The organism is Paenibacillus sp. Root444D2 (assembly GCF_001426375.1).
In the GTDB taxonomy this organism is placed as follows: Bacteria; Bacillota; Bacilli; order Paenibacillales; family NBRC-103111; genus Paenibacillus_E.
Genome location: NZ_LMEO01000011.1, coordinates 62656 through 80688 on the forward strand (window position 1 = coordinate 62656; position 18033 = coordinate 80688).

Below are 18033 nucleotides of genomic sequence, written 5' to 3' on the forward strand. Positions count from 1 at the left end.
AGCTGTGAGGAGGATTTCTATGGGCGCCAGTGTAGTAGTTGTAGAATACGATCCTAGTTGGGTTCAGTTGTTTGAAGAGTTACGAGACTTCGTACTTCCGGTTTTAAGCGACCTCGAAGTCAGGATAGAACATGTCGGAAGTACTTCCGTCCCAGGGTTAGCAGCAAAACCAATTGTTGATATTGACGTGGCAATTACTACGCAAGATGATATCCATAAAGCAATACAAAGGCTCGCCACTCTTGGGTACGTACATGAAGGTGATTTAGGAGCTACTGGGCGAGAGGCTTTTATTCCTCCCGATGGCATAACTTGGCATCACCTTTACGTATGTACTGTTGAAAACGACGAATTTAAGCGTCATATCCTTTTTCGAGATTATTTAAGAAGTCATCCAGATGATGCTAAAATGTACGGCGACTTGAAGATGGAACTTGCACTTCGATTCCACAATGATCGTTTGGCATACTCAAATGCCAAGAGTGATTTCGTGAAAGGGATTTTGAAACATGCTGGATGGAAATAACAAGATCTTACGACTTAGAGGGAGAACTGAGATGGGTTCAAAAGTCCCTATCCCCATTGGAAAATATTTGCTAAAATTGAACAAGAGAAAATCTCACGATGACATGTCTTTAGCGGTCTTTAGGATCCTTGATCATTTGAGCTCTCAGAGGGAGCAGCAAGGTAAGTACTTGAACTATATCCCTTCCACTTACACTTAATTCGATCAGAGAATCTGTCAAATGGCCCAATACATCATCGAAATGCGCAGATGTAATGTTCAGGTGTTCATGTGATTGCGTCAAGCTTTTGCCTGTGTAGTAATTCGGGCCACCGGATGCAAAAGAGAGGAATATCGTTTGATGCTCCATCAGTTTTGTTAAGTCAACATTTTGGAAGTAATGTGACACTCTCGAATCATCTTTAATTTTGTCATAGAAAAGTTCTACTGCCGACTGAATACCATTTTTCCCTCCAAGACGGTCATACAATGATAGGTTCAGTTCGTTTCTGTTCTCCATAGCCTGCCCCCTCATTATAATTTCCTTATTTATCCATTGTAAGAAAATCTCCTACCTATAGGCAAGTGAAATTTCATCTCGATTCCAAGGAGTGTATGTTCAGAAAAGGGGAATACCATGCAGCCGATTCAAGTTTTCGTGTGCGACGATGATCCGTTATTTCGTGAACTAATCGTCGATTATTTATCACGTGAGCCCGACCTGTTTATATCCGGATCTGCCGCTTATAAGTACCAACTGTTAAAAGCTATTGAAGAGATACCTATCGATATATTGCTGCTAGATATCAATTTAACGGGAAATAATTATGATGGACTCGAAGCGGCCATTGAATTACAATCGACAGAACCTAACCTGAAGATAATCGTGCTCTCCTCACTGGATGAGGAGGAAGTCATGACTCATGCCATCGCATACGGACGCGTTAGCAATTATATTACTAAGGCACATTACCGAGATATCCCCGATGCCATTCGTGGCGTTGTAGCAGGCAAGGGAAACCTGCATCACTCTTCTGCCGGTAAATTAATGAGACGGGTGGCTTCTTCCTATGAAGAGGAGCTTAAAAGAAAATTAACTACGCTCCAAAAAGAGATTTTACGCTATCTTCAACAAGGCAAAAGCAGCAGTGAAATTGCGGAGCTCTTGTTCTACAACGAACAGTCCATCAATAACGAGCTATGCAAGATTACCAAAATAATCAAAGGTAAGTTCCCCTATTTGGAGTGGCTTCGAATCAAAAAGCACAACCGCCAACAACTCTTGGAGATGTCGATTCAGCTGCGGTTGTTGGAATAAAGAAATAAACCGGACGCTGGAAACGTCCGATTTATTTCTTTAAATAAAGCCTGGTGGATCTGGTTGCGGATTGAAGGCAAGTAAGGCAGACGGGTGGGATGTGATTCCCGGGGGATCGGGCTGTGGATTAAATGATGGCGAAAGCATGACCCCTGCAGCAGCAACTAGTAAAGTACACAGAAAAGTTATTTTTTTCATCGGGTTAACCTACAGGCTGAACGATGACTGTATAATAGCCCCATGAGCCGGTACTATTCGTAATTGTCACAGTTACCGTTGTTTTGGCTCCGTCAGAGCTGAACAAGATTTTGGATCCGAAATTTGTAATTTGTGCATGGACGAATTGGCTCAACGGGCCCGTGATTTCAATGGATTGCACATCATATTTAAAGCTTGCTGGCAAATACTGTTCAACTGGACCTGAAGCGCCTGGGTGCAAATACACCGTTCCCAAGTTATGCAACTGACGGATCACCGTAGTTTGCGGAGTTGTGGACAAGAACTCATTTGACGAAGAAGTTTGGGCACTCGCCGCCACTGGTAAAGCCAAGATCGCAGAAGCTACAGCACCTAGTAAACCTAATTTGATTGTCTTTCTCATTATAAAAACGCCTCCTGTTTTTTCCCTCATGGGGGTTATTTGCTACAAAATCATCATAAGCCATTTTCAAAGAGGGAAATATACTCGGAAATCAGAGTATAAAGGGAGTCTGGAATTCACGATCCCTTAGCGAACAAGTTGGTCTTGTGGAAAGCTGTTTGTGCCGGAATCGTCAATTAGGTAGTTGACAGGTGGGAATACAATGATCTTTTCAGCCATTATTGATCTTTTACTTGCCGTTTTACTTTATTTTTATGGACGAAAACAGGAAGCGACGAAGTGGTTGGTATTATTTTTGATTTTCGCAGGTTTGGGCAGCCTTTCCGAAGTCGTTGTTGAACCTGCATGGCGCAGCCTTTTTTTCTTTATACTCCAAGTTTGTACTCCATACGGTTTCCTCATGTTCTCGATCGTATATTCCGTAACAACGACTCGTCGAGTCAAAAATACGCTCGCTTGCGCGCTTGTTCTTCCAATTATCATTACACTCCTAATTACTCCGATGAAGGAAAGTATTCAGTTAGATTTTGTCATTTTGTTCTACTGGACAGTTCCTTATTACCTGGTAGGATGTTTATTGGTTATTTATTCATATAGCAAGGAAACAAATTTGGTTAGAAAAAGAAATCGTCTAATTACAGTCTTTTTTGTTGTTCCTCCTATTATCGTTATTGTTGTGTTAAATCATATGGAAAGAGCGAATCAAACATTTGACGGGTATCGGTTCATCAGTATGTTTGTATGGTTGGCTTTTGTTGTTTTTATTGTATCTGCGATCCGATTCGGGGTACTTGGTGTAAGAATTAAATTTGAAAAGCAATTACATGATCAAACGATCATCGGGATAGTTTCAGGTGCGGCCATGCTTAATCATGCGATGAAAAACCACATTACCAACATTGATATGCTGGCGGGCCGAATGAAAGAAAACTTACAATACCGACCGGATGAACAAACGGAGCAAGACATTGCGAATATTCAGGCAGAGACGAGACAAATGATGTACATGGTAAATCGGATTAAGAAGCAAATCGAAGATATAGATATTGTAGAAGGTACTATCAACTTGTCCGATATTGTGGATCGGGCGATTCAATCAAATCGCTATTTGCTCGACGATAAAGGGATTAAGCTTATTACAAATTATCCACCTACTTACAACTTGATGTGCGATAAGCTGCATATGCAGGAAGTATTCGCTAACTTGATTCGCAATGCGATCGATGCTGTGGATTCGGAAAACGGAATGATTGAAATAAGAATTCATGAGAGCAGAAAAGATATTTTGATAGAGTTCTCCAACAATGGAAAGGGAATGGATAAGGAGACTGCTGCCCAACTGTTTGAGCCGTTCTTTACTACTAAACTTCAGGAGAATAATTTCGGGCTGGGTCTGACTTATTGTTATCTGATCCTGCAGAAGCATGGAGGAAGTATTGAAGTAGTGAGCGAACAGACCGGCGTGACTTTCACCATTCAATTGCCGAAAAGTCGCAAAATATTACGAAGCAACAGTTTAGATCAAGGTCAAAGAGATCAAAAACATTCTTTATAAAAGTCCGAAGTGGAGTAACCACTAGGACTTTTTTTGTTTAATCCGTCTCTTATATGAGCTGTCAATCATCACTATTTCAAGTATATTTCCACAAGTGGTATTCGATTACGATAAGGATCGAACCAACCAATTGAGGGAGGAATACATGAATGAATGTGAATGGAAAGTTACACGAAATTACGAATATACCACTATTTATCTCCAGCTACTCAGCGAATCCCGCACATCCGAATCCAGCATCGTTCAAACCTATGGCAGAGGCCCAGGTATTTCTGGGAACCGACTTTCCCGCGGGCTTTACAAACAGTTTTATACCGGGATTTTCCTTTCAATCAAAAACCGATGCAACCGGCGCATTCACCATATTCGTACCGGATGGATTTCCTACTACGATCAAGGCATTCTTGCTGGCAACACATACGATCATGAAAGTGCTCCCGCCATTGAATGTCCCTATTTTCGCGCCAGTGTACCGATCAGAAACTTTCCAATTCAGCCAAATCAATTCCAAAGTACAGGATATTTATGTTATTCGAACGGATGGAACGACGCAACAAAGCTTCTCGCAGGCACAGATTAACGAAATGACTACCCACATACAGCAACAAATGCATCTGGATAGCCTTTCCGCCTTTATAAATGACGGGTCAATCGGCATCGTAGGTCATGATCAAGGAGCAACACTCAAAGCAGACTTATTTCTAAGTCCGTTTACAGGTCCAGATCTGAATAGCTTTATTAGCGAAAAAGTCGAAAATATCGATATCGATTTGCCTGGGCCTGATTTTATCGTCGGACTCTTTGTAAGCAAGGATGAAATAGCGAAGCAATTCCGGCAAGGTATTCATAATATGATGCCTTCGTTGAACAAACAAATTATAGACAGAGTTCAAAAGGATTTCGGCATGTTGATCACTCAACTTGAAAAGAATACAAACAGCAAAGTGACTCTGACGTTCGAAAAATTGCGGTTTCCTGTAGTAGAAACAAGAATCATTGGTCCTTTCACCATAAAAACACGTGCTATTGTACCGGATCTATTCGTAGGCCTATCTCGAAAACTGTTCAGTTAGAATTTTATTAGGGCTGACGTTCAAAACCCAGCAAAAAAGCGTACACTTGTTGGGTGTTCGCTTTTTTGCTGGGTTTATTGTTAAATATATTGATATACTTAAGACTAGTAAAGAACAACTTAAAGGGGAGTATTTCGTTGACTCTACAACAATTAAAGTACGTTATTGAGGTTGCAAATCGGGGTTCCATTAACGAAGCCGCCAAGCGGTTGTTTATTTCTCAGCCTAGTCTTTCAAATGCGATTAAGGATCTGGAAGAAGAAATGCAGCTTGCAATTTTCGAAAGATCTAATAAGGGGATCTCACTTTCTAAGGAGGGAATTGAATTCTTAAGCTACGCGCGACAAGTAGTCGAGCAGGCGGAATTATTGGAAAGCCGCTACCTCAATGCGAAGCCTTCCCCGCAGCATTTTTCGGTTTCCACTCAGCATTACGCTTTCGCGGTGAATGCATTTGTTAGTCTGGTCCAGGAGTATGGCCAAGATGAATATGAGTTAGTTTTGAGAGAGACCAAAACCTATGAAATTATCGAAGATGTCAAAAATTTACGCAGCGAGATCGGTATTTTATATCTGAATGAATTTAATGGGAATGTCATCAACAAGTTGCTCAAAACCGCAAATTTGCAATTCAACAGTTTATTAACGGCTAAGCCGCATATTTTCATCAGTATTAAAAACCCGTTGGCTAAGCAATCCATCGTAACCATTGACCAGCTTCAGAATTATCCGTATCTGTCCTTTGATCAAGGGGAGTATAATTCCTTTCATTTTTCAGAAGAGATTCTCAGCACGATGTCACATAAGAAAAGCATACGAGTTAATGACAGGGCGACGCTATTCAATTTATTGATCGGATTGAACGGATATACCATATCGACAGGGGTGTTAAGCGCTGATTTGAATGGAAATGAAATTATTCCCGTACCATTGGATTGTGAGGAAACGATCAATGTCGGTTGGATTTCCCATAGAAATGCTTCGCTATCCAAGCTAGGAGCGGCATATATACAAGCACTTATGCAGGCAATATCCCAATAATAAATTTGATATAGTCATTAGCTATGACTAGATATAGTTTATTCCAGTTACACTATAACTACTAATCCGTGATATCTTTCTTGTAACAAATTGTAGAGGGGTTTTACAGATGGTGAAAAGCAGTGTGTTGGGATATCCGCGTATTGGTGCGGATCGAGAATGGAAGAAAGCGCTCGAGGCTTTCTGGTCAGGCAAGCTCGAAGAATCGGAGTTTCACCGTCAGCTGCAAGAGATCCGTTTGAATCATTTGCGTAAGCAGCAGGAGAAGGGCATCGACTTCATCGCAGTCAACGATTTCAGCTATTACGATCATATTCTTGATACATCCACGATGCTCGGTATTATTCCGAAACGTTTTCCGTATGAGGGCGGCACGGTACCCTTATCTGTTTATTACGGAATTGCCCGTGGGACGAAGGATGCAACCGCTAGCGAAATGACCAAGTGGTTTAATACCAACTATCATTATATTGTACCAGAACTGGGTGAAACAACGCCGGTGCTTACCGAAAATAGACCTCTTAAGGCTTATCGGGAGGCTAAGGAAAAGCTCGGTATCGAGGGCAAGCCGGTAATCGTTGGACCACTGACATTCTTGAAGCTGTCCAAAGGATACCGTATTTCGGAGACCGACGACTGGCTGGGACGGTTGCTTCCACGCTATGTGCAGATACTTCAAGAGCTTGCGAGTGAAGGGGTTCAATGGGTACAGATCGACGAACCGATTCTCGTAACGAAGTTAAGCGCAGATGATTTGCAGCGATTAAAGACAATTTATGAGACGTTTGCCGCTTCAGTGCCGAACCTGAACATCATGCTGCAAACCTACTTTGAATCGGTAGAGCACTACAGTGATATCGTTGCGCTGCCCGTCAAAGGAATAGGGTTGGATTTCGTGCACGGATACTCAGGCAATATATCGTCGATTAAAACGCTAGGTTTCCCGGCGGACAAGGTTTTAGGAGCAGGGGTTATTGATGGACGTGGCATCTGGAAGGCGCCACTGCGTGAGAAACTGGCACTCGTAGAAGAACTCTCTGAAATCGTAACGGCTGAGCGGCTCATCGTGCAGACGTCGTGCAGTTTGCTTCATGTCCCTGTATCGGTAAATAATGAGACGAAGCTCGGAGCTGAACTGAAGGATGCTCTCGCATTTGCAGAGGAGAAGCTGGACGAACTAGTACTTCTGGCGAAGGCAGTCTCTCGAGACGGGGCTGTTACCACAGGCGAACTGGCAGAACGAGACCGTGCTCTTCAGGCACTCAAGCTGTCAGATGAGCGCAACCGAAGCGACATTCAGCATGCTGTCGCCGCCATCAGTGCTCAACGTCCAGAGCGCAGTCGATCTTTTGCTGAGCGTCATATTGCTCAACAGAAGAAGTGGCAATTGCCGATTTTCCCGACGACGACAATTGGCAGCTTTCCGCAATCCCCAGAGGTGCGTAAGGCCCGTCAACTGTGGCGCAAGGGTGAATGGAACAACGAGCAGTATGCTAACTTCATCCGAGAACAGATCGATATCTGGATCAAGCTCCAGGAGGAAATCGGATTGGATGTACTCGTGCATGGCGAATTTGAGCGAACCGACATGGTCGAGTTCTTTGGTGAGAAGCTCGCGGGCTTTGCGTTCACGCAGAACGGATGGGTGCAGTCATACGGTTCTCGCTGCGTTAAACCGCCAATTATTTTTGGGGACGTTGCGTTCAAGGGGCCAATGACTGTCGAAGAAACAAAGTTTGCACAGACACAGACCAAACGCCCCGTAAAAGGAATGCTGACTGGCCCGATTACAATCATGAATTGGTCCTTCGTTCGCGAGGACATCACGCGTGAACAAATTGCCTACCAATTGGCCTATGCACTTAGACAAGAGGTGGAAGCCCTTGAGCAGGCGGGCATTGGTATGATTCAGGTCGACGAGCCTGCGGTTCGCGAAGGGCTGCCGCTCAAGGGGGATGACCAAGCGAAGTACTTGGCATGGGCGGTCAGAGCTTTTCGCATGGCTACCTGCACGGTACAGGATACAACTCAAATTCACACCCATATGTGCTATTGCGAGTTCCATGACATGATCCATTCGATCGAAGCGATGGATGCCGATGTGATTTCAATCGAGACATCACGCAGTCATGGTGAACTGATTCATAGCTTCGAATTGAACACATACAAACTGGGCATAGGTTTAGGCGTATACGATATCCACAGTCCTCGTATTCCGCGTGTGGAGGAAATGACCAGTATGATCGAACGCGCCTTACATGTGCTGGATCCGAAGTTATTCTGGATTAATCCGGACTGCGGACTTAAAACTCGTGGAGTCGAAGAAACTGTCGCTTCCTTGCGCAATATGGTTGAAGCGACGCAGATCGCCCGTGCGAAGCAGTCCCAAAAGCTTATATCCAATAATCGGTAAACCCAATATTCCTGTAAGGAGTAAGATTTGGATTTCGGACTTCGTTAAAAGGAATGCATAGGTCGTAAAAAAAGAATCGGAAAGCGGCAGTTTAAAACTGCTCGCTATCCGATTCTTTTGGCATGGATTTACTCTTTTTTGGACAATCCATAGGCTTCGCGAATAAGCGTGAAATACTGATCGGCGTTTACGATCTTATATTCCTCACCAAGTGATTCAGCGATGGCCTGAATATCATGTGGTCTCATCCCCCATGCGTTAACCCCGACGGAAAGGAATAACGGCGATTTACCATCCCAGCCTTTCTTGGCCTCGGCTAGAATATTGATTCCATCCTGAGCCGTTCCAATTCCTGGCATCATCGATACCGGAAGCGTATCATTCATGATTTCGATGCCGAATTTATCTCCTACAAGCAGAATGCCGGGAACTTTATAATTTTGCTCGTATGCGGCCGCTTCGGATGAGCTTATTGGTATGTCTTTGGTGACATCCCGGTTAATCACCATCGGAATGGTCATACCGGTCTGTTTGAGATATCGGTAGTTATCCCTCAGGAAATCCGGGAGGGTTTCTTCCGGCCATGGATGTGGGTTGAAATAACCAGCACCGGACGGTCCGGCGATCAGCAGGTCATTCTCTGTCGCCGTTTTCCGGTAATAATTAAGAACCATTGGAGCGGCATCGTAGAGTAATGGACTGGAAGTCCAGTTAATGGGTACTTTGCCGCGCGCAGGATCTTCCCATAGTATCTCGCGCATATGGTTCAAATCGTATTGCAAATTGTCACCCTCACCGAAAGTGAAAGTCACATAGATTTTGTTTTCCAGTTCGAGCGGATTAGGCTTGATCTTAGGGGCCGCTTCCACCTTTGTTCCCGAGAAGACGGTCATATTGTGGAACCAATCAGCTGCCAATACAAAGACGCTATGCCTGGAGAGTAGGTCGACGGAGGCGGCTTCGCCTTCGAAGTCATTGCTGAACCAGCCCAGATAAGGTGTCCCTGGCTCGACATCGGACAGAATTTTTTCTAAGAGTGCTCGCTGATCCGGCACATCCGTCGAAAGCCAGAAAACCATTGCTTTGTTAGCAACCGCATAGTCGCGCAAATATCCGTAAGGCTCTTTCTGCTCTGAAGAGAGAGGGCGAGTGTTGCCGACCGAAACTTTATATTGATTCCACATCTCTACAGAGATCGTCAACTGTTTCGTGTCTGCAGTAGGTTTAAATTCATACATGAAGTAACTTCCATTATCAGCGAAGCGGTGATCTGCACCCGGTAAATGCTTGGAATTTTGCCTGTCATATAAGTACAATTCTTCTTCAGGTGTACCGGCGTCAAATTGAGCGATGACCTTCCCATCTGCCTTTACGGTGATGGCATGAACGGCCGGTCCCCAACCGTCCTGCGTGAAGGAGTCGTCGAAACGAACGTAAACCGCTTCATTCCCTAAAAACGATGAAAGGTCGTATTCATACGTTCCCCGGTTACTGGCATCACGTATTTGCCTTTTCTCTTCTGCAATCGTTACGAAGGATTCGGGTAGACCCGGTGGGAGAGAGATCGATGTGTCCGGACTTAGCCCAATCAACATCCGGTGGGTCGTCTGATTCCATAAGTGCTCGTACTGCCAGGTATATGCGTCAATTTTATTTTTGAATTTGCCCCGGAAATCTTCGATCACGTTCAATTTGTAGGGAGCTGCAGTTAGTTTGCCTGCCAGATCAGGGCTGACGACAACGGCATTCTTCAGTCCCGCCAATGTGGTCGCGACGTTGATGGAATCCGGAGTTTTCGGATCGTAGATGATGATTCCATTTACTTCATTTTTATACAAATCGAAGACATCCATGCTGTTATCGTGGAGCTTATGCGGTATGGTCATTTCGTTATACCAGGGGTCCACCTTGTTCTGAATCAGATAGATACGCGGGCGCTCTCGATTCACAATGCCCTGAAGAGTAGTCATCAGCAGTTTTATGTCTCCAGGTGCATTAGAGACATTGACAACGTCCAAATGCTTGGGTTGATTAAACGTTGGAAGCGCTTGATTTTTCGGCCATTTAATCCCATCAGCAGTCACACCATCAGCCTGAGCCGCAGAAATGCTGAAAGGCAGCATTGTCACACATAGTAATACCATGCATAAAATTCTTAATTTCCCTATCAATCTGCTCACCTCATTTAGAAATTTTTGAAAAAACAAAGCTGTCTTTGTTTCGACGTAACCTCCTTCATCGAAGAGTAGCGTGCATCGTAATGTCATAGCATATCTGTGTAGATATATTTAACATGTTGTATATAATACTTCAAGTGTTTCGATAAACAATCTTATAAAGTTACAAAATAATATTGTCTTCTACACGATTAAAACCATAGTTATGACATATTTTGCGGTTGAAGGTGTCTGCTCAATGGCCGTGAGTAATCTTTATTTGATATATCATATAATACAGTTCAATGTTTTTTCTGAAGAAGGATAAAGTAACAGGAAGAATTATCGTTTCGGCCATGTTAAAATCACAATGGAAAATAAAGGATACCCAGTTGAGTTCCCCGAATTAATATTATTTGGTTTTACGAAGGTCATACATTTCAAGAAGGAAAGTTGGTCATACGAATGAAAAACCGGACTATTATTACATTAATAGTGACAGTGAGTACAGCCATAGGGATATGGCTAGTTTCTGTTTTGGGGCTATTCCCTTTTGATCAAGAGAAGGATTCCGCCGTTACAAAAGATTTACCCAACCCAAGCTCACCAGTAATTATTAATGAAACACAGATTAAGAAGGGGACTGAGAAAACGGTTATAGAGTTAGTTAAGCAATATCGCAATTTAAAAGTCATCGATTCCCACAATCATGATGCATCTGATTCAAAGTATATAAATATGCTGGAAGTTTGGAAGCGTAATGCCGTCAATCAAGTTGTTCTCTTTGGGGATGTATCAGAGCCAAGCGCAGTAATGACCGACCAGATGTCTTGGATGGCTTACAAAGATAACCCTGACGTAATTATTCCTTACTTTTCAGGCTTCGATATGCATGATAAATCGAGTCTCGATGTAGTGACACATAACCTGGAACAAGGATATTTTGGTTTAGGTGAAATTGCAGCTGCTTCTTTGTATTCACCTGTGGTATCAAAAGTGGCTTGGAAGGGTGAAAGCCCAATGGACGGCTATTTACCTGACATATACGACATATGTGCAAAATACAAAGTCCCCATTCTGTTGCATATTGACCCGCCAAACGGAATGGTTATAGATAAGTTAGAAGAGGCGCTCGACAAACATCCAAACACAATCATCATATTCGCACACGCTAACGCGTTTAACTCACCGGAAAATATCAGAAAACTACTCGAAAAGCACCCAAATTTGTACGCGGATTTTTATGCGGGTTTCACCGCTCTCAATCCTGCTAGTACCAATAAATTGGAGGAGTTCGTACCTGTGATGAAGCAGTTTCCTGATCAGTTTATGTTGAGTACGGACTCTGGATTTGATATTGGTGAAGAGGCTGCAATTGGTGCGATGTACCAGTTATTAGATAAGCTTGACGACCCTGATTTGGCACGAAAAATTGCACATGATAACCTAGACGCCATTATTCGTAACCAACCAGCTACAGAGACTCAGATTGCGGAAATCCGTAAGAAATCCAAAGAAACCGGCCAAAGTTATGAATGGAGTTATCTCTCGAAGGTAGAGGCCGGACAAATTCTTTGGAATAAATAAAGATATCGATTTTCTGTTATTATGTAATAAATAGTTATTTCCGAGGTGATTATCTATGAAAACAATAGGGCTAATAGGTGGAATGAGTTGGGAGTCGTCCTTGCTTTATTACCAAATCATTAATCAGCGTGTAAGGGAAAAATTAGGCGGACATCATTCCGCAAAAAGTCTTATGTATTCGGTGGATTTTCATGAGATCAAGACTCTTCAACATGAAGGGAAATGGGATGAAGCCACGAAGATCATGATTGATTCCGCACAAAAACTCGAATCTGGTGGTTCGGATTTCATTGTTATATGCACGAATACGATGCACAAGATGGCAAAAGAAGTAGAAGAATCGGTCTCAATACCATTACTACATATAGCTGATGCAACGGCAATTGAAATTGTTAAATGTGGCATTAAAAAAGTCGCTTTGCTCGGTACTGCTTTTACAATGGAACAAGATTTTTACAAGGGTAGATTGATTGAGAAATTTGGTCTTGATGTTATCGTTCCAAATGAAGAAGCAAGGAAGATTGTACATGATATTATCTATCAGGAACTTTGTCTTGGAATTATTAAAGAAAATTCTAAACAATCCTACTTAGAGATAATTAATAGTCTCGTCCAAGATGGGGTAGAGGCCGTTATCCTTGGCTGCACAGAAATCACCTTATTAATATCTCAACTGGATTGCAGGGTTCCTATATTCGATACAACGAAAATCCATGCTGAATATGCAGTTGATTTTGCTTTGAAAGATAAATAGACAGTACGTAAAGGAGCTGATCTACTTAATGAAGGTTACTGTTTTAGGTTGTGGAAGATGGGGATCTTTTTTGGCTTGGTATGCAAATAAAATAGGACATGATGTCATTTTATGGGGAAGAGAAGAATCGAAAAATTATCAAAGATTAGTTCATCGTAGAACAAATGAATATTTACAATTACCTCAAAACATACATTTAACAGATAGAATTACTGAAGCAATTGAGTTTGCCGAAATTATATTTATCGCTATTAGTGCCCAAGAACTTAGAGGTTTTGCAAGGCAATTAGCTACCATGGAAATTACAAACAAGATCTTTGTTTTATGTATGAAAGGACTTGAAATGGAGTCCGGAGAGAGACTCTCACAAATTTTTATGGAAGAAATTCAATCACCTGTAAATGTAGCCATTTGGGTTGGACCTGGTCATGTTCAAGATTTTGTTAAGGACATTCCAAACTGTATGGTTATTGATTCAGATCACATGAACGTAACGAAACTACTTGTAGGCAGCTTTGGAAGTGAGATTATAAGATTTTATTATGGGCAAGATTTGTTAGGTAATGAAATAGGTGCTGCAGCAAAAAATGTCATTGGAATCGCAGCAGGGATGTTGGATGGATTAGGTTATACAAGTTTGAAGGGAGCCTTAATGGCTAGAGGAACAAAAGAAATTGCGAGATTAGTCAAGGCAATGGGAGGAAACGAATTAACCATTTATGGTTTAGGCCATCTTGGTGATTACGAAGCAACGGTGTTCTCTAATCATAGTCATAATCGACGTTTTGGTGAGGCATTCGTAAAAAAGGAACCATTCGGGAAATTAGCTGAAGGTGTAGCTACCGTAAAAGCTTTATTGCAATTGTCTACTAAATATGACGTGGAGCTACCCATCTGTCAGGCTGTTCATTCCGTACTCTCTGATGATAATGATCCAAAAGAGCAACTAATAAGATTATTTATGAGGCCCGTGAAATTTGAAGGTATGTAATTAACAAGCATAATTATAAAGACACAAATTAGAGAAGATGATATCCTTATTAAGGTAGACTTTTGTCGAATTGGCCCGAATGGCGGTTCGAAAGTCAATTGATATAAGGGAGATGAAGCCGTGGACACAAGACAATGGATGTCGGTAACGCTTTTTCTCGCAACGGCGCTGATGGTGTTCGTCTCTTACTTGTCTTACCGGAAACGCCATCTGCCTGTTGCCAAAACGATGGTTCTGATCATGCTGGCAGCGGCTTGTTATTCGCTTGGCTACGCGTTTGAGGTGTTGAGCCGTAGCCTGAGCGATGTGAAGCTGTCGCTTCAAATCGAGTACTTGGGCATTCCCTTCGTTACTACACTCTGGCTCTTTCAGGTCATCCAATTTACCGGGACGGCGTCTCGCTACCGCAAGCGTCTTGCGCTAGTGCTATTCATTATCCCCATAGCGGTATTTTTTCTCCATTTGACCAACGATTGGCATCACCTGATCTATGAGCGTTATGTTCTGAATGAAAGCAATTCGGTTCCTTTGTATACGACTGTTAAGGGACCTTGGTATAAGGTGCACACCGTCTATAATTATTCCGTACTTCTGTGCGGAATGTTGCTGTTTATCCCCATGTATTGGCGGGCATTACCAATCGTGCGAAAGCAAATCGTCGTCCTTCTTTTGGGGGCAGTCGCGCCTATGGTGTTCAATTTATTCTTTTGGTCCGGGATGGACGTTGATTTGACGCCGTTTGGATTCGCCGTATCGGGTATCGCCTACGTGTTGGGGATTTTACGGTTTAATTTACTTCGCTTGACGCCTCTTGCGATGGCTAAAGTGTTCGAAACGATCCGGGATGGGGTCGTCTTGTTCGATTATGAGGACCAAATTGTAAGTTACAATAGAGCAGCCGAAAAGGTCCTTCCTGAACTCGGTTTGCCGAAACGATACCCCGCCAATATGGGGGTGGTTTTGTCGGAAAGTCCAGAACTTCTTGAACGTATTCGTGCCGCTAGTGACGGGGACGAACGCTTCCCGTTTCACAGATTCCAAGCGAATCGCAACAAGCATTATAACTGTAGTTTGTCTCTGATTTATGATTCAGGTGATGTCCTGATTGGCAAGATCCTAATGTTTAACGATATTACGGAGATGAAAGAGAGCGAGGCACGGCTGCGTGAGAACGCTCGGCAGTTATCTGAGCTAAATGCGTTCAAGGACAAGCTTTTCACCGTCGTGGCGCACGATATTCGCGATCCGATCGCACTTCTCGTGAGCTTGACCGAGCTGCTGGGCGATGAACTGACTGCCGCCGACTTTGAGCATGCCGAATTGGTAAGGGAACTTAAAGGACAAGTGCAAAGCACGTTTCAACTCGTAGAAAATTTATTGGATTGGTATCGCAGCCAGAAAGGGAAAGTCGTGTTTCGTCCGACGAGCTGGAATTTGCAGCAGGTCATCAGGCAGGCTTTATTGCTTTCAGGCACGAAGGCTAGTATGAAGCAAATTCGGATGACAGAGCAGATCAACGAGAAACTAACGGTTAGAGCCGATAAAGAGATGTTAGATCTAATACTGCGCAACTTGCTTTCGAACGCGATCAAGTTTACTGGAATTGGCGGGGCGATTGATATTGGGGCTGTTCTGGAAGGTGATATGATCATCGTGTATGTACGTGATAATGGTGCAGGAATCGACGATCAGACCTCGGAACTGCTGCGACTAGAGGAGCCGTTCTTAAAGGTCATGGTTAACGGGGACGATTCGGAGGATATGAGATTCGGACTGGCGCTGATCCGCGAATTCGTTCGTATCCATGGTGGCAGCCTTTGGTTCGAGAGCGAGCCAGGGGTCGGGACGACCTTCTCATTCACGTTGCCCGGATCGGCTGGTGTACGGGAAGAGTCTGATGACGGGGGAATGGAGGAAGAATTTTATGAAAGTGATTTTGGTGGACGATGAGCCAACGATGCATCTGATTCTGCGTAAAATGCTGGTTAAGCTACCAGGGGTTCACGTGGTTGGCGCTTTTACGGATACGAAGTCCGCAGCCTCTTTTCTAAGTGAGAACACCGACATCGGACTTGCTTTCGTTGATATCTCCATGCCGGGAGGGAGTGGAATGGAGTTCGCCGCCAAGATGGAAGCCTCGGCTTCTCGGATGCAAATCGTCTTCGTCACGTCTCACAAAGAATTTGCCTTGAAAGCTTACGAACTATCTGTGGTGGATTACCTAGTCAAGCCCGTTGCGCAGGAACGGCTTCAGCGGACGGTAAATCGTGCATTGGCGAGCCAGCAGGGCATTCATTCGTCGTCGCTGTCTGCTCCAGCTTCCGAAAATTCAGGCAGAATCGTCCTAACATTGTTAGGTGATGTCGTCGTGAGCAACGATGCAGGTCGTGTCAAGTGGATCTCCAGGAAATGTGCGGAGCTGTTCGCGTACTTGCTGTTTTATCATGGCAAACGAATTCCACGTTCCAGGTTGGTTATGGACATCTTCGGAGGGATGCACCAAACCAATGCGGAGAATTATTTGAATACGACCGTCTATCAATTGCGCAAGTCTTTGGAGCCGCTTGGCATGCGCGAGGTCGTACAATCGGAGAACGATGGCTATGCGCTTGAATTGAAGGATTTCGTCATTGATTATGTGGAATTCGAAAAGCAAGTGGGGGAGATGCATTCCATTGATGTGGGAAATGTGGAGAGAGCACTGCGCATCGAACGGCTGTATACGGGCGATCTATTCGGGGACAAGGCGTATGTGTGGGCCATTCACGAAACGGTGCGTTATGCGGAATTGTACACCTCGTTCATAAAGCGGCTTGCCGAAGTGCTTATTTTGTTGCGGGATACGACCTCCTCATCGAAGTTGCTTCTCAAGCTGAACGGGCGTAATCCGTTGGACGAATCCGTTATACGCCATCTTATGACAATACACGAGATGACCGGGGACAAAAAAGGTTTGACGGCTCTGTATACCGACTATGTTCGGCTTCTCAGCAGGGAACTTGGCATACGTCCGTCTGAGGAACTGATACATTTATATGACATGTTGATAAGCCGATTAACTAACAAAAAATAATTATTTGGATTGAAGCCCTCTTTTTCTGTCAAGACTAGTTAGCATGACTTTTATAAAGCAGATGAGTGGTGAAAATGAAAGATATTACTTTTAAGGCTATGGCCGTCACAAATGAAATTGATCTGAACAAAATCGCCATCCACTGCGGTATACCCAAAAAATACACATGGGAACAGCCGTTAATCCTAAGAAGCGATATCCTTAAATCGATCCTTAAAAAAGATATTCACGCCTTTCAACAAGTGCTAGTCTTTTCTTTTGGCAGTGTAGTTTTTGTAAATCACACACACAAGGATGAGATCACAAGCTTTTTGAAATTCATTCAATCCTTCGAACCAGATATTGAGCTCCAGCCTGCTGACAGATACACGGACGATTACAGCCTTCACATCGAAGAAATCGAAAGCATGGAGTTAACTGACAAGTATGTAGTGGTAGCTGAGTATGAATCTTTTTACCCTGAATTAATCTCCACTGTCCTTGCCAAGTCGGTCGCTCTTGAGAAGATAGAGGAACAGCTTGGGAAAATTCATGATGGCCTCGAAATTATGATTGAGAGACTTGAAAAAGGGAATCTTCGTGTTGGCAACAAAGAATTGGCAAGAACGACCGCAAAAATCGTACGTCACGAGTATAACACTCTAGCCTACATCATGATTTTGGATAAACCTGATCTGACTTGGACAAATAGTACGGCTAGCCAATTTTACGATGGAATGATGGTTTTTTTTGAATTGAACGATCGATTTAAAATACTGAAAAGTAAAACGGATATTTTATATCATATCTTGGAAGGTTTTTCAAATATCAGTCATTCCATCCGGGGGCTATTTGTCGAATGGATCGTAGTGATTCTCATTGTTATTGAGGTGGTATTAACCATATTACAAATTATAGGTTGGATTCCTTCACATTAGAAACGATAAAAGATAACATCGACTTAACAAAAAAGCACAATGAACCAGGA

The 18033-nt window shown here is 43.3% G+C and carries 15 protein-coding genes; 12 read left to right on the top strand and 3 right to left on the bottom strand.

Translation table 11 applies throughout. From position 1 onward, the window contains the following. Positions 1-19 precede the first annotated feature (19 nt). Complete coding sequence (locus ASD40_RS08535; RefSeq protein ID WP_057302893.1) at positions 20-526, top strand: GrpB family protein; 507 nt, start codon at positions 20-22, stop codon at positions 524-526. A gap of 109 nt (positions 527-635) precedes the next feature. Here the strand turns inward: ASD40_RS08535 and ASD40_RS08540 are convergent, their stop codons facing one another. Continuing rightward, positions 636-1025 (bottom strand): group I truncated hemoglobin, encoded by a 390-nt coding sequence (locus ASD40_RS08540; protein ID WP_057302894.1) that lies wholly within the window; start codon positions 1023-1025, stop codon positions 636-638. Between the two features lie 117 nt (positions 1026-1142). Between ASD40_RS08540 and ASD40_RS08545 the strand changes: the two genes are divergently transcribed. Continuing rightward, entirely contained in the window at positions 1143-1823 is a 681-nt protein-coding gene (locus ASD40_RS08545) for a response regulator transcription factor (protein WP_057302895.1), read from the top strand. A gap of 202 nt (positions 1824-2025) precedes the next feature. Here ASD40_RS08545 and ASD40_RS08550 read toward each other — a convergent pair whose 3' ends face one another. Further along, the gene (locus ASD40_RS08550; RefSeq protein ID WP_057302896.1) at positions 2026-2424 is read right to left on the bottom strand and encodes a hypothetical protein; all 399 of its coding nucleotides are present in this window, start codon (positions 2422-2424) and stop codon (positions 2026-2028) included. Positions 2425-2626: 202 nt separating this feature from the next. Between ASD40_RS08550 and ASD40_RS08555 the strand changes: the two genes are divergently transcribed. The 4 genes from ASD40_RS08555 to metE all read left to right on the top strand — a co-directional run bounded on the left by ASD40_RS08555 (position 2627) and on the right by metE (position 8505). After that, complete coding sequence (locus ASD40_RS08555) at positions 2627-3979, top strand: sensor histidine kinase (RefSeq protein WP_057302897.1); 1353 nt, start codon at positions 2627-2629, stop codon at positions 3977-3979. A 149-nt stretch (positions 3980-4128) separates the two neighbouring features. After that, positions 4129-5052: a hypothetical protein gene (locus tag ASD40_RS08560; RefSeq protein ID WP_057302898.1), complete on the top strand. Its 924-nt coding sequence runs from the start codon at positions 4129-4131 to the stop codon at positions 5050-5052. Between the two features lie 137 nt (positions 5053-5189). Next, positions 5190-6092, top strand: a complete 903-nt coding sequence (locus tag ASD40_RS08565) for a LysR family transcriptional regulator (RefSeq protein ID WP_057302899.1) — start codon at positions 5190-5192, stop codon at positions 6090-6092. Between the two features lie 109 nt (positions 6093-6201). Further along, positions 6202-8505 (top strand): 5-methyltetrahydropteroyltriglutamate--homocysteine S-methyltransferase, encoded by a 2304-nt coding sequence (metE, locus tag ASD40_RS08570; RefSeq protein ID WP_057302900.1) that lies wholly within the window; start codon positions 6202-6204, stop codon positions 8503-8505. 128 nt (positions 8506-8633) lie between these two features. Here the strand turns inward: metE and ASD40_RS08575 are convergent, their stop codons facing one another. Continuing rightward, a complete protein-coding gene (locus ASD40_RS08575) occupies positions 8634-10649 on the bottom strand; it encodes a GxGYxYP domain-containing protein (protein ID WP_057302929.1) in 2016 nt (671 codons plus the stop codon). Between the two features lie 477 nt (positions 10650-11126). On the opposite strand from ASD40_RS08575, the gene ASD40_RS08580 reads away from it, so the two are divergent. The 6 genes from ASD40_RS08580 (at position 11127) to ASD40_RS08605 (ending at position 17983) form a co-directional block, all read left to right on the top strand. Continuing rightward, positions 11127-12248, top strand: a complete 1122-nt coding sequence (locus ASD40_RS08580) for an amidohydrolase family protein (protein WP_057302901.1) — start codon at positions 11127-11129, stop codon at positions 12246-12248. 55 nt (positions 12249-12303) lie between these two features. Next, positions 12304-13002, top strand: coding sequence for an aspartate/glutamate racemase family protein (locus ASD40_RS08585; RefSeq protein ID WP_057302902.1), 699 nt, complete (start codon positions 12304-12306; stop codon positions 13000-13002). A gap of 28 nt (positions 13003-13030) precedes the next feature. Then, on the top strand, positions 13031-13993 hold the full coding sequence (locus ASD40_RS08590) for an NAD(P)H-dependent glycerol-3-phosphate dehydrogenase (RefSeq protein ID WP_057302903.1): 963 nt from the start codon (positions 13031-13033) through the stop codon (positions 13991-13993). Between the two features lie 120 nt (positions 13994-14113). Continuing rightward, positions 14114-15943 carry a sensor histidine kinase gene (locus ASD40_RS08595; protein ID WP_057302904.1) on the top strand — a complete coding sequence of 610 codons (1830 nt, stop codon included), beginning with the start codon at positions 14114-14116 and terminating at the stop codon, positions 15941-15943. Further along, the gene (locus ASD40_RS08600) at positions 15918-17066 is read left to right on the top strand and encodes a response regulator (RefSeq protein ID WP_057302905.1); all 1149 of its coding nucleotides are present in this window, start codon (positions 15918-15920) and stop codon (positions 17064-17066) included. Before ASD40_RS08595 ends, ASD40_RS08600 begins: the two co-directional genes overlap by 26 nt. A 74-nt stretch (positions 17067-17140) precedes the next feature. After that, positions 17141-17983 (top strand): RMD1 family protein, encoded by an 843-nt coding sequence (locus ASD40_RS08605; RefSeq protein WP_057302906.1) that lies wholly within the window; start codon positions 17141-17143, stop codon positions 17981-17983. Positions 17984-18033 lie beyond the last annotated feature (50 nt).

Excerpts from the sequence above, each read along its gene's own strand:
- ASD40_RS08560 (WP_057302898.1), top strand. The coding sequence starts at position 4,129 with ATGAATGTGAATGGAAAGTTACACGAAATTACGAATATACCACTATTT.
- ASD40_RS08540 (WP_057302894.1), bottom strand. The coding sequence starts at position 1,025 with ATGGAGAACAGAAACGAACTGAACCTATCATTGTATGACCGTCTTGGA.
- ASD40_RS08585 (WP_057302902.1), top strand. The coding sequence starts at position 12,304 with ATGAAAACAATAGGGCTAATAGGTGGAATGAGTTGGGAGTCGTCCTTG.
- ASD40_RS08600 (WP_057302905.1), top strand. The coding sequence starts at position 15,918 with ATGAAAGTGATTTTGGTGGACGATGAGCCAACGATGCATCTGATTCTG.
- ASD40_RS08575 (WP_057302929.1), bottom strand. The coding sequence starts at position 10,649 with ATGGTATTACTATGTGTGACAATGCTGCCTTTCAGCATTTCTGCGGCT.
- ASD40_RS08580 (WP_057302901.1), top strand. The coding sequence starts at position 11,127 with ATGAAAAACCGGACTATTATTACATTAATAGTGACAGTGAGTACAGCC.
- ASD40_RS08545 (WP_057302895.1), top strand. The coding sequence starts at position 1,143 with ATGCAGCCGATTCAAGTTTTCGTGTGCGACGATGATCCGTTATTTCGT.
- metE (WP_057302900.1), top strand. The coding sequence starts at position 6,202 with ATGGTGAAAAGCAGTGTGTTGGGATATCCGCGTATTGGTGCGGATCGA.
- ASD40_RS08590 (WP_057302903.1), top strand. The coding sequence starts at position 13,031 with ATGAAGGTTACTGTTTTAGGTTGTGGAAGATGGGGATCTTTTTTGGCT.
- ASD40_RS08535 (WP_057302893.1), top strand. The coding sequence starts at position 20 with ATGGGCGCCAGTGTAGTAGTTGTAGAATACGATCCTAGTTGGGTTCAG.
- ASD40_RS08555 (WP_057302897.1), top strand. The coding sequence starts at position 2,627 with ATGATCTTTTCAGCCATTATTGATCTTTTACTTGCCGTTTTACTTTAT.
- ASD40_RS08605 (WP_057302906.1), top strand. The coding sequence starts at position 17,141 with ATGAAAGATATTACTTTTAAGGCTATGGCCGTCACAAATGAAATTGAT.
- ASD40_RS08550 (WP_057302896.1), bottom strand. The coding sequence starts at position 2,424 with ATGAGAAAGACAATCAAATTAGGTTTACTAGGTGCTGTAGCTTCTGCG.